This window comes from Streptomyces thermoalcalitolerans (genome assembly GCF_039525155.1).
GTDB lineage: Bacteria > Actinomycetota > Actinomycetes > Streptomycetales > Streptomycetaceae > Streptomyces > Streptomyces thermovulgaris.
The window spans coordinates 118,700-130,102 of the sequence record NZ_BAAAHG010000013.1 but is presented as its reverse complement, the minus strand read 5'-3'; the positions used below and the strand labels follow the sequence as shown (position 1 = coordinate 130,102).

Below are 11,403 nucleotides of genomic sequence, written 5' to 3'. Positions count from 1 at the left end.
TTTCACCGGCTACTCGCTCCCGGACGACCTGCTCTCCGGCACCGGTGTCCGCTTCACCGAGGGCGCGATCCTGTCGGTGCCGGTCGTCGGCACGTACATCTCGTTCTTCCTCTTCGGCGGCGAGTTCCCCGGCCACGACTTCGTGGCCCGGTTCTACGCGATCCACATCCTGCTGCTGCCGGGCATCATGCTGGGCCTGGTCGTGGCCCACCTGATCCTGGTCTTCTACCACAAGCACACGCAGTTCGCGGGCCCCGGGAAGACCAACAACAACGTCGTCGGCATGCCGCTGCTGCCGGTGTACATGGCCAAGGCCGGAGGCTTCTTCTTCCTGGTCTTCGGTTTCCTCGCGGCCCTCGCGGCACTGGTGCAGATCAACCCCGTCTGGTCGATCGGCCCGTACCGTCCGGACATGGTGTCCACCGGCGCCCAGCCGGACTGGTACATGGGCTTCGCCGAGGGTCTGATCCGGGCCATGCCCGGCTGGGAGATCAACTTCCTGGGACACACGCTCGTCCTGGGCGTGTTCATCCCGCTGGTCCTCTTCGGTCTGGTCCTGGCGGCGATCGCGCTCTACCCGTTCATCGAGGCCTGGATCACCGGCGACAAGCGCGAGCACCACATCCTGGACCGCCCGCGCAACGCCCCGACCCGCACGGCCTTCGGTGTGGCCTGGATCACACTGTATCTGATCACCTTGGTGGGCGGCGGCAACGACCTGTGGGCCACGCACTTCCACCTGTCGATCAACGCGGTCACCTGGTTCGTCCGGATCGGCTTCTTCGTCGGACCGGTCGTCGCGTTCATCGTCACCAAGCGGATCTGCCTCGGTCTGCAGCGCCGCGACCGGGAGAAGGTGCTGCACGGCCGTGAGACCGGCATCATCAAGCGCCTGCCGCACGGTGAGTTCATCGAGGTCCACGAGCCGCTCAGCCAGGAGCAGCTCTACACCCTCACGGCGCACCACCAGTACGAGCCGGCCGAGATCGCTCCGGCGGTCGACGAGAACGGCGTCGAGCGCAAGGTGGGCATCACGCAGAAGCTGCGCGCCAAGCTCAGCCACGCGTACTACGGCGAGGGCAACCAGATCCCGAAGCCGACCGTCGAGGAGTACAAGGAGATCACCAGCGGTCACGGTCACCACTGATCATGTGATCACCGGCCGCTGAGCGTTGCACGCCACAGCGAGAGGCCCCGTCCGAACCCCGGACGGGGCCTCTCGCCGTACGCCGGGCTGGATAGGGTGGAGTCCGTCCGAGACCACGCGTCCCGATGCACGGGACACCGACCCAGGAGCGGCCCATGAGCGCTGTGACCCCCGCAGGAGGCGACACCGCGGCGGGCCTTTCCTGGCCCGTCCTGCTGAACGGCCTGCTGGAGGGCCGGGACCTCACCGCCGACGAGACCGCCTGGGCGATGGACCTGATCATGCGCGGTGAGGCGACCGATGCGCAGATCGCCGGATTCGTGGTGGCCCTGCGGGCCAAGGGCGAGACGGTGGAGGAGATCACCGGCCTGGTCCGCGCGATGTACGAGCACGCGAATGTGATCGAGGTGCCGGGCGAGACCGTCGACATCGTCGGCACCGGCGGCGACGGCGCGAAGACGGTGAACATCTCCACGATGTCCTCGATCGTCGTGGCCGGTACGGGCGCCAGGGTCGTCAAGCACGGCAACCGGGCCGCGTCCTCCGCCTCCGGGGCCTCCGATGTGCTGGAGAAGCTCGGCGTCAACCTGGAACTGACCCCGCGGCGGGTGGCCGAGGTCGCCCAGGAGGCCGGCATCACCTTCTGCTTCGCCGTCAAGTTCCACCCGGCGCTGCGGCATGCCGGTGCCGCGCGCGGCCAGCTGGCCATCCGCACGGTGTTCAATGTGCTCGGCCCGCTGACCAACCCGGCCAAGGTGCGGGCACAGGCCGTCGGGGTCGCGGACCCGCGCATGGCCCCGATCGTCGCCGGGGTCTTCGCCGAGCGCGGCCACTCCTCCCTGGTCTTCCGGGGCGACGACGGCCTCGACGAACTCACCACGACCTCCACCTCCCGGGTGTGGGTCGTCCGGGACGGCACCGTCACCGAGGAGCGGTTCGACCCGCGCGACGTCGGCATCGAGCCGGTGCCCGTGGACGCCCTGCGCGGCGGGGACGCCTCCTACAACGCCGAGGTCGCCCGGCGGGTGCTGGACGGCGAGAAGGGGCCCGTACGGGACGCCGTCCTGCTCAACTCGGCGGCGGCGCTGGTGGCGTTGCGGCCGGGCCCGGGCACGCTCGCCGAGCAGCTCCGGGAGGGCATGGAGCGCGCGGCGGAGTCGATCGACTCCGGGGCGGCCAAGCGCACACTGGAGCGCTGGGTGGCGGTCAGCAACGCATGACGGCCAGGCGTGCGGTCCCGCGATCCGGACACGGGTTGCGGGACCGCGGCCGTTTCCCGTACCTTCCCCTGCAGGTCATGAGTGACAGTCAAGTGGCCCCGGCCGACTGTCCGGCAACCCTCCGTCCGTGGCGGGGTGCCCCGGGTGAAGACCGGGCCGCAGGCAGCGAGGTCTGCGGCAAGCGCGGACCCCTCGTGTTCACCAGGGGTCCTGGTCGTACGAGGGAGTCTTCCGTGAGCAAGCGAATGCGTTAGGGCCGCAGAGCCCCGCCTCCGCGTTTTCCTGTTTGTCCTCCTGTTTCCTTCCGCCTCTTCTTCGCCTCTTTCGGTCTGCGCCTCGACTCGGCATTCGGCGCGGCGCCGGGCCCAGACGAAGAGCAGACGAAGAGCCGACGAAGAGGACGCCACCGGAGAGGACGCACACCTTTTTCCGTCTTTTTCCGTCTTTCTCCACGCTCGAGCCGTGCCCGCTCGCGTGGTGATTCCGCCTGCTTCCACGGGAGTTCACCCATGTCCGTCTCCACTGTCGCCGCCGAGAAGTCCGTCTGCTCCCCTCTGCCCGTCCTGGGAACGGAGGTCACCGTCCCGCTCGTCACCGGCGGCGAGATCACCTACGCCGCGCTGGACTACGCCGCCAGCGCACCCGCCCTGAAGCGGGTCTGGGACGACGTGGCGGCCTACGCGCCGTACTACGGCAGCGTGCACCGCGGTGCGGGCCACCTCTCCCGGCTCTCCACCGAGCTGTTCGAGGACTCCAGGAGAACGGTCGCCGAGTTCCTCGACTGCCGCGGCGACGACGAGGTGATCTTCACCCGCTCCACCACCGACTCGCTGAACCTCCTGGCCCGCGCGCTCCCGGCCGGCTGCCAGGTGTTCGTCTTCGAGACCGAGCACCACGCCGCACTGCTGCCCTGGCGGCACGCGCGGGTCACCGTCCTCGACGCCCCGCGCACCCCGCGGCAGGCCGTACGGACGCTGGAGGCGGCCCTGGCCGCCCGCGACCCCCACGGCCCGGCCCTGGTCTGTGTCACCGGCGCCTCCAACGTCACCGGCGAGCTGTGGCCCGTGAAGGAGCTGGCCGCCGCCGCGCACGCCCACGGCGCCCGCATCGTCCTGGACGCCGCCCAGCTCGCCCCGCACCGCCCGGTGTCGGTCCGCGACCTCGACGTCGACTGGGTCGCCTTCTCGGGCCACAAGCTGTACGCCCCCTTCGGCGCGGGCGTGCTGGCCGGCCGCGCCGACTGGCTGCACGAGGCCGAGCCGTACCTGGCGGGCGGCGGCGCGAGCCGCGCGGTCGCGCAGCGCGCCGACGGGGGAGTGGACGTCCAGTGGCACGAGAGCGAGGCCCGTCACGAGGCCGGCTCCCCGAACGTCATCGGCGCCTACGCCATCGCCTCCGCCTGCAGGGCGCTGACCGAGGCCGGCTTCGAGGCGCTGGTCGCCCGCGAGCAGCACCTGATCCGCACGGTCCGCGAGGGCCTCGCCGGGATCCCGGGAGTGAGGATCCTGTCGCTCTTCGGCGACGACGCCCCGAGGGTCGGGGTGATCTCCTTCGTGGCCGCGGGCTGGAACAGCTCCCACCTCGCCGCCGCCCTCTCCGCCGAGTACGGCATCGGCGTCCGTGACGGCCTGTTCTGCGCGCACCCCCTGCTCCGCGTCCTGCTCGGCGGCGACGCACAGTCCCAGGGCGGCTGCGGGACCGCGGACGCCGCCGTCCGTGTCAGCTTCGGTGCGGGAACGCCCGACGAGCACGTGGAGCGCTTCGTACGGGCGGTGAGGGAGCTGGTCGAGAGCGGCGCGAAGTGGCGCTACCGCACGGAGAACGGCCGCTGCGTCCCGGTGGCCGGGTGAGCGGCCCGAGGGCCGCGGCCCTGACTGACGGGCCCTGCCGGGCAGGCCGTACCGGCACGCGGCCCTGCCGCGCGGGTGCGACCGGCCGTGAACGGGCCGCACCCGCGCACCTTGCGCCCCGCGGGCGCCCGGGCGTCCTTCAGGAGTCCAGTCCGATGGCGAACGCGGCCTCGAGGTCGTGCTGCGAGTACGTGCGGAAGGCCACATGCGTGTCCGTGGCCTCCACCCCCGGGATCTTGCTGATCCGCCCCGGGATGACCTCCGCCAGGTCCTCGTGCTGCCGCACCCGCACCATGGCGATCAGGTCGTAGGTCCCGGTCACGGAGAACACCTCGCTCACGTTGTCCAGCGAGGCGATCTGCTCGGCGATCTCGGGGATCCGGTCCACGCTGGTCTTGATGAGGACGATCGCGGTGATCACGGCTGTTTCTCTCCCTCGGGGGCCGGAGCGGGGGTGGCCCTCACTCTAGGGGATGCCGTCCGGATCGTGCCGTGGGCCGAAGGCCCCGGCCCGCACTCCCCTACTGCCCTGGACGGGCGCGGGGCACCCCCAGCCGCGCCGCCGTCACCCGCCGGCGCTCCGTGGCGGCCCTTTCCTCCGCCCCGCGGCCGCACGCACCGGCCCCGCCCGACCCGGCCGCGGGGCACCGCTCACCCGGCCCGGCCGGGTCCGGACGGCACTCCCCTCAGCCCGCCCGTCTTCCCCCACCGCCCCTCCAGGGCCGCGCCATGTGCCCCTTGACCGGGCCGAAGCCGGCCCATGCGCAGACGAAGCCCAGAGCGAAGCCCACCACATGGGCCAGATAGGCCACGCCCGGCCCCTGCGCCGGGCGTCCGGCGGCGAGCCACTGCAGGGACGCCCAGAACGGCAGCACGACCCATGCGGGAAACCGCAGCGGCAGGAAGAACAGGAACGGGAAGAGACTGGTCACCCTGGCCCGGGGGAACAGGTGGAGAAACGCGCCGAGGACCGCCGATACGGCCCCCGAGGCCCCCACCAGGGACTGCTCGGAGGCGGCATGGGCTGCCGCGTAGCCCACCAGGGCGAGAGAGCCGCAGCCGACGTAGAACAGCATGAACCGGACGGAGCCCATGCGTCTCTCGGTCATCGCTCCGAAGACGTGGAGGAAGAGCATGTTGCCGAGCAGATGCACCCAGCTGCCGTGCACGAACAGGGCCGTCGCCGGGGTGAGGGCGGCCCGTGGCGTCCCGGCGAACAGCTCGGCGGGGACCACGCCCCAGCGCCGGAAGTACGCCCGCTGGGCGAGAGCCAGCGCCTCACCGGTGCCGTAGCCGGGAACGAGCCCCGCCGCCGGCCCGGTCACGAAGATCAGGCAGCACAGGACGATCAGGGCGCAGGTCACCGGAGCCCGCGTGGTCCGTACGGTCCCGGCCGCCCGGACGGCCACCGTGTTCCTGTTGCCGGTCATGTGAACAAAGCATGACGTAACAGGACGCAACCGTACGTATTTCCTCGCCGCCGTGGGCGCACCCGGCGACGAGCCGCCGCCAGGCCGTAGGGTTACGTGCCACACGCTCCGGGAGAGCCGGCGCGTCACGGAAACTAGAAGGAAAGCGAACAGTCACGATGACGGTTCCCCTGCCGACCGCCACGACGCGGTGGCGCTGCACCCTCTGCGGCAACCTCACCCGCTTCGACGTGACACGCTCGTCGAAGGTCGTCGAGTACGTCCACCTCGATCTGGCCGGGGAGCCCACGGTCGAGGAGCGCGAGGTGGTCAGTGAGACGATCGAGTCGGTGCGTTGCCGCTGGTGCAACGCCGTGGACCAGGTGGAACTCGTGGACAGGCCGGGCGCCGGCTCCTGAACGGAGCGGGCCCCGCACGGACGGTCCCCCGCGGGGGTCCCGCAGGCATGGGGGTTGACGGATGGTGGAGACACAAGGCGGGGGGCCGGCCGGCGGCGCCGCTGAGGTGCTCGACCGTCCGCTGCCCGACGGAGTGCGCCGCCGGGTCATCCAGATAGTCTGCGACGCCTTCGGCGGGCTGCGGGTCGGCGAGCTGCCGGCGCAGCTGCGGCAGTACGCCCGGTTCACCCCCAGCCGCCGGGCGAAGTTCGCGGGCAACGCGATGGCGGCGGCACTGGAGACCGATCCGGCGTTCCGCCGGCGTGTCGGGGAGAAGTACAAGGAGGCCCAGCCGGAGCTGTCCGAGGCCCTGGAGTCCGGATGTCCGCCCCCGGCCGCGGACCCGCTCGACGTGGCCGCCGCGGCGTATGTGCTGCGGCCGGCGGGCTGGGTGAAGCTGGTGACCACGGCCGGCGAGGAGGCCCAGCGGGCGGAGGCCGAGCGCGCCGACGAGCAGAACCGGGCCGAGCTGGAGAGGCTGCGCGCCGAGCTGGCGGCGGCCCGTGAGCAGAGCCGGGCGGACACCGAGCGTCTGCGCGCCGAGCTGGAGGCCGCCAGGAAAGAGGCCGAGTCGCTCCACCGCAAGCTGCGGTCCGCGCTCAGCGACGTCAAGCGGGGCGAGGCCGCGCTGCGCAAGGCGCACGCCGAGACGGAGGCCGTGCGTGCCGAGGGGCAGGCGCAGATCTCGGCCGCCGAGAGCGAGGCCCGGCGGCTGAAGGCGCGCCTGGGCGAGGCGGAGGCCGCGCTCGAGGCCACCCGCAGGGCGGCCCGCGAGGGGCGCAGCGTCGAGGACATGCGGGTGCGGCTGCTGCTGGACACCGTGCTCGACGCGGCGCAGGGGCTGCGCCGGGAGCTGGCGCTGCCGCCGGTGTCCGTACGGCCGGCCGAGACCGTGGACGCGGTGGAGCCGGGCCGGATGACCCCCAGGGACATCGCCGCCCGCGCGCTGTCCGAGCACGACCCGGCGATCCTCGACCAGCTGCTCGCGCTGCCGCAGGTGCACCTGGTCGTCGACGGCTACAACGTCACCAAGACCGGCTATCCCCAGATGCCGCTGGAGAAGCAGCGGCTCAGGCTCCTCGGCCAGCTCTCGCAGCTCGCCGCGCAGACCGGTGCGGAGGTCACCTGTGTCTTCGACGGAGCCGAACTGGCCGCCCCGGTGCTGCTCGCGCCGCCGCGCGGGGTGCGGGTGCTGTTCTCCAAGCCGGGCGTCACCGCGGACGAGTTGATCCGCCAGCTGGTACGGGCCGAGCCGCCCGGCCGGCCGGTCGTCGTCGTCTCCACCGACCGGGAGGTGGCCGACGGGGTCGCGAAGGCGGGCGCGCGGCCGGTCGCATCGGCGGTTCTTCTCAAACGCCTGTCGCGCGGGTGAAAACGGGCATAAAGAAATATGCACCTCAAGGGCAGCGTACGGGCTTAAGGGCGGAATTACCGGGACTGCTGTGCAACTCAGCGTCAATCCTGTCTTACCTCTGGTGAGTTGAAGGCAAAGAATGTATTGCGCGGCGGGGATTTTTCGACGGAGGATTTGAATTCATCACGATGGGGTCACTAGGGTCTGGCGTCGAAACCTCCGAGCGGGTGATCACTCAGAAGAAGGAGCTCGCTTCCGTGGCGTCCCACCGTCGACCCAAGCAACCGAGTCGCGCACGTGTGAGTCTGCTCACCAGCGTGGCGGCAGCGGCCGTAGCCGTCAGCGCCCAGGCCGCGAACGCCGCCCCCAGTGAGAAGCCCACCAAGGACGAAGTCAAGTCCAGGGTCGACAAGCTCTACCAGGAGGCGGAGCAGGCCACCGAGAAGTACAACGGGGCCAAGGAGAAGCAGGAGAAGCTCCAGAAGGAGATCTCCGCCATCCAGGACAACGTCGCCCGCGGTCAGCAGGAGCTCAACGAGCTGCGCGACGCCCTGGGTTCGGTGGCGGCCGGCCAGTACCGCACCGGCGGGCTCGACCCCTCGGTCCAGCTCTTCCTGTCCTCCGACCCGGACGAGTACCTCGAGAAGGCCTCCACGCTCGACCAGCTCAGCGGCCAGCAGCTCGAGGCGCTGAAGAAGATCCAGGAGAAGCAGCGCGAACTCGCCCAGCAGCGGGCCGAGGCCACCGCCAAGCTCAAGGATCTCTCCGCCACCCGTGCCGAGCTGGGCAAGAAGAAGAAGGAGGCCCAGGCCAAGCTCGCCGAGGCCCAGCGGCTCCTCAACTCCCTCACGGCGGAGGAGAAGGCCAAGCTCCAGGCCGAGGAGGCCCGCGCCAGCCGCGCCTCCAGCGAGCGGGTGGAGCTCGGCAAGAGCACCCCCGCCTCCGGCCGGGCCGCCGCCGCGTTCGCCGCCGCCCAGAGCAAGCTCGGCTCACCCTACGTCTACGGCGCCAACGGCCCGTCCACCTTCGACTGCTCGGGACTGACCTCCTGGGCGTACGCGCAGGCCGGCGTCGCCATCCCGCGCACCTCCGAGGCACAGACCAACGCGGGCACCCGCATCTACTCGATGAGCCAGCTCCAGGTCGGCGACCTGGTCTTCTTCTTCAACGACCTGCACCACGTCGGCCTCTACGCGGGCAACGGCCAGGTGCTGCACGCCCCGCGTCCCGGCACCGTCGTGCGCTACGAGTCGATGAACACCATCGGCGGCCCGTTCATGTTCGGCGTCCGCGTCTGAGGTCCTTGAGGCCTTCCCGGCGCACGGCCCTGCGCCTTCCGGGACCGGGACGTCGCCCGGGACCGGGACGCGGTGCCCCGTTCGAGGGAATCGTCGTTGCGCCACACGGCCGTACGCCCCGCCTGCGACCTGCGTCGAAGGCGGGGCTTCGCCGTTTCATGGCCGCCTGGGCCGTTGGCCGGCTTCGCCGCCGGAGGGCTACTGTCTGCCGCGTTTCCCGTTCGCCAGCGGAAGGAGCGCGGCTTCTGTGGGGTCCCATCGTCGCCTTGCACCGTCCTTCGGGCCCGACCGGGGCTCCGCCGTCGCCGTCGGTCTGCTGACCGCCGCGGCCGCCGCCCTGGGCTCCGTACCGGCCGGCCCGGCTGTCGCCGCGCCGCGCGGCGACACCCGGGCCGAGGTGGACCGTCTCCACCAGGAGGCCGAGAAGGCGACCGAGGCCTACAACAAGGCCGGTGAGCGCATCGGCCTTCTGCGGAACCGGGCGCGCGACCTGCGGGACCGTGTCGCCCGGCAGCAGCAGCGCGTCAACGAGCTGAGGGAATCGCTCGGTTCGGTCGCCGGCGCCCAGTACCGCTCCGGCTTCGACCCCTTCCTCGCCCTGCTGTTCTCCCGCGACCCGGCCGACTGCCTCGACCGGGCCGCCGCCCTCGACCGGATCGGCGCCCACCAGGCCGGCGCACTGAAGGACCTGCGGCGGACCTTGCGCGACATCTCCCAGGAGCGCGCCGAGGCCACTCGTGTCCTCGCCGAGCTCGAGCAAAGCCGCAAGGCGGCCGCCGCCCACAAACGCACCGTCGAGCGGAAACTGGCCGAGGCCCGGCGGCTGCTCGCCTCCCTGCCCCCGTCGGAGCGCGAGGCCTACGACCGGGCCTCCCGCTCCGGCCGCGACGGCTTCCTTCCCGGCCTCGGCGACGGCCCGGCCGCCTCCGCCCGCGCGGGCGCCGACGGCGCCGCCGCCCGCTCCGCGCTCGGCCGCCCCTATGTCTGGGGCGCCAACGGGCCCTCGAGCTTCGACTGTTCGGGTCTGACGCAGTGGGCGTACGCGCAGGCCGGGGTGCATCTGCCGCGCACCTCGCAGGAGCAGCGTGACGCCGGCCGGCGCATCCCGCTGTCCCAGGCCCGGCCCGGCGACCTCGTCGTCTACCGCTCCGACGCCGGGCATGTCGCGATGTACGCGGGCAACGGCCGGGTGATCCACGCACCCCACCCGGGCGCCCGGGTGCGCTACGACCCGGTGGACATGATGCCGGTCTCGTCGGTCACCAGGATCTGACGGGCGCCCCGCCCGCCGGCCGGGCTCCGGCCTTCCCCGGCATCCCTCCCGGCTCGCCCCCGCGCCACTGCCGCCGTCCGGGACGGCGGGTCACCGGACCGTGGCGCGCGTCTTCGGAGAACCGACCGGGCCGGCCGGCCCGGGGACCGTCGAACGCCACAGCGTGCGGCACGCGGTCGCGCAGGCGGCGACCAGCAGACCGTTGCGGAGGAACAGAAGGCCGATCCCCAGAGGGTCGCCGGCCACGACCTTCCCGAAGAAGAGCGGGAACTCCAGGACCGTCACCAGGGCCGCCGCCAGCACCAGGCCGGCCGGCACCACCATGCCGCTGCCCTGGAAGCACAGGCAGACGGCGGCCAGGGCGACCAGCCACACCACGTACTGCGGGCTGATCACACGGCTGGTGGTCGTGAAGAGCAGGACGGCCACGAAGGCGGCGTCCGCCAGGGCGGCCGGGCCGAGGCGGTGCGCGCACAGCCGCCACAGCAGCAGCCAGCCGAACGCGGCCCCGGTCAGCGCCAGGGAGGCGGCGCTCACCACGTCGACGTACGGGCCGACGAACTCCACCGAGCCGTAGTTCAGCAGCACCCGGCCGTTCCAGCCGAAGTGCCGGGCCACATGGAAGACGAGCGCGCCCAGCGACTCCACCTCCGTGCCCCGGTCCCGCTGGGCGGTCAGGAAGGACAGCGCCCCCGGCATGGTGAGGAGGAACAGCGCGCCGAGAGCGGTCACGGTCACCGCCGCGGCCACCCACGACCGGCGCCGGGCCGCGCCGGTCAGCAGCAGCACCGGCCACACCTTCAGCAGCGCCCCGAAGCCGGCCAGCACCCCCATGGTCCGCGGATGCCGGGTCCCCGCGAGCAGCGCGGCCACGGCCACCGCCGTCACCATCACGTCGTAGCGCGTGTACAGCGTCGGTCCCAGCAGGGCCGCGCCCACCGTCCACACCCAGGCGCCGCGCAGCGGGCGGCCGGGGCGCCGCCCGCCGTACAGCAGCAGGCACAGCACCGTCAGGTCGGCCAGCAGGGCCAGGACGCCGAAGGCGACGGTGTACTCCAGGAACGGCAGGAGGGCGGGGGAGAGGACCGCCAGCGCGGCGGCGGGCGGGTACTGCCAGGTGACGTCGTTTGACGGAAAGGCGCCGTCGCGCAGCACCCCGTACCAGCCCCGGTAGATCACCGACACATCGGTGGTGACGTCCGGCCCCGGGAAGACGAACACCTTGAGGACGAAGAGCAGCAGCAGCGTCCGGCCGGCAGCCCAGACCGTCAGCACCCCCGCCAGACTTCGCCATGTGCCTGTCTTGTCCACACCAGGCCCCATCCGTCCGCTGTCCGTCCGAGCATGATCTCCCGGACGGCTGCACGCGGGCCGGGAGGCATGGCCGTATCCGG

At 72.1% G+C, this 11,403-nt stretch carries 10 protein-coding genes and 1 riboswitch; of the genes, 7 read left to right on the top strand and 3 right to left on the bottom strand.

What is annotated here, in order from left to right:
- From qcrB to ABD224_RS11030, 3 genes are all read left to right on the top strand, one after another.
- The coding region (qcrB, locus tag ABD224_RS11040) for a cytochrome bc1 complex cytochrome b subunit (RefSeq protein ID WP_344049240.1) at window positions 1–1,147 on the top strand (1,147 nt) is incomplete at its 5' end.
- A gap of 155 nt (window positions 1,148–1,302) precedes the next feature.
- Window positions 1,303–2,367 (top strand): anthranilate phosphoribosyltransferase, encoded by a 1,065-nt coding sequence (trpD, locus tag ABD224_RS11035; protein ID WP_344049239.1) that lies wholly within the window; start codon window positions 1,303–1,305, stop codon window positions 2,365–2,367.
- Between the two features lie 73 nt (window positions 2,368–2,440).
- Window positions 2,441–2,557, top strand: a riboswitch (SAM riboswitch).
- A gap of 319 nt (window positions 2,558–2,876) precedes the next feature.
- Window positions 2,877–4,217 (top strand): aminotransferase class V-fold PLP-dependent enzyme, encoded by a 1,341-nt coding sequence (locus ABD224_RS11030; protein WP_344049238.1) that lies wholly within the window; start codon window positions 2,877–2,879, stop codon window positions 4,215–4,217.
- A gap of 139 nt (window positions 4,218–4,356) precedes the next feature.
- Here the strand turns inward: ABD224_RS11030 and ABD224_RS11025 are convergent, their stop codons facing one another.
- Entirely contained in the window at window positions 4,357–4,638 is a 282-nt protein-coding gene (locus ABD224_RS11025; protein WP_344049237.1) for an Lrp/AsnC family transcriptional regulator, read from the bottom strand.
- A 265-nt stretch (window positions 4,639–4,903) separates the two neighbouring features.
- Window positions 4,904–5,647: a rhomboid family intramembrane serine protease gene (locus tag ABD224_RS11020; RefSeq protein ID WP_344049236.1), complete on the bottom strand. Its 744-nt coding sequence runs from the start codon at window positions 5,645–5,647 to the stop codon at window positions 4,904–4,906.
- A 158-nt stretch (window positions 5,648–5,805) separates the two neighbouring features.
- On the opposite strand from ABD224_RS11020, the gene ABD224_RS11015 reads away from it, so the two are divergent.
- The 4 genes from ABD224_RS11015 (at window position 5,806) to ABD224_RS11000 (ending at window position 10,009) form a co-directional block, all read left to right on the top strand.
- Window positions 5,806–6,045 (top strand): hypothetical protein, encoded by a 240-nt coding sequence (locus ABD224_RS11015; protein WP_014672226.1) that lies wholly within the window; start codon window positions 5,806–5,808, stop codon window positions 6,043–6,045.
- A gap of 61 nt (window positions 6,046–6,106) precedes the next feature.
- Entirely contained in the window at window positions 6,107–7,456 is a 1,350-nt protein-coding gene (locus tag ABD224_RS11010) for an NYN domain-containing protein (RefSeq protein ID WP_344049235.1), read from the top strand.
- 239 nt (window positions 7,457–7,695) lie between these two features.
- Window positions 7,696–8,736, top strand: a complete 1,041-nt coding sequence (locus tag ABD224_RS11005; protein ID WP_344049234.1) for a C40 family peptidase — start codon at window positions 7,696–7,698, stop codon at window positions 8,734–8,736.
- Between the two features lie 247 nt (window positions 8,737–8,983).
- The gene (locus ABD224_RS11000; protein ID WP_344049233.1) at window positions 8,984–10,009 is read left to right on the top strand and encodes a C40 family peptidase; all 1,026 of its coding nucleotides are present in this window, start codon (window positions 8,984–8,986) and stop codon (window positions 10,007–10,009) included.
- A gap of 90 nt (window positions 10,010–10,099) precedes the next feature.
- Here the strand turns inward: ABD224_RS11000 and ABD224_RS10995 are convergent, their stop codons facing one another.
- Window positions 10,100–11,320 (bottom strand): glycosyltransferase 87 family protein, encoded by a 1,221-nt coding sequence (locus ABD224_RS10995; protein WP_344049232.1) that lies wholly within the window; start codon window positions 11,318–11,320, stop codon window positions 10,100–10,102.
- Window positions 11,321–11,403: the final 83 nt, after the last annotated feature.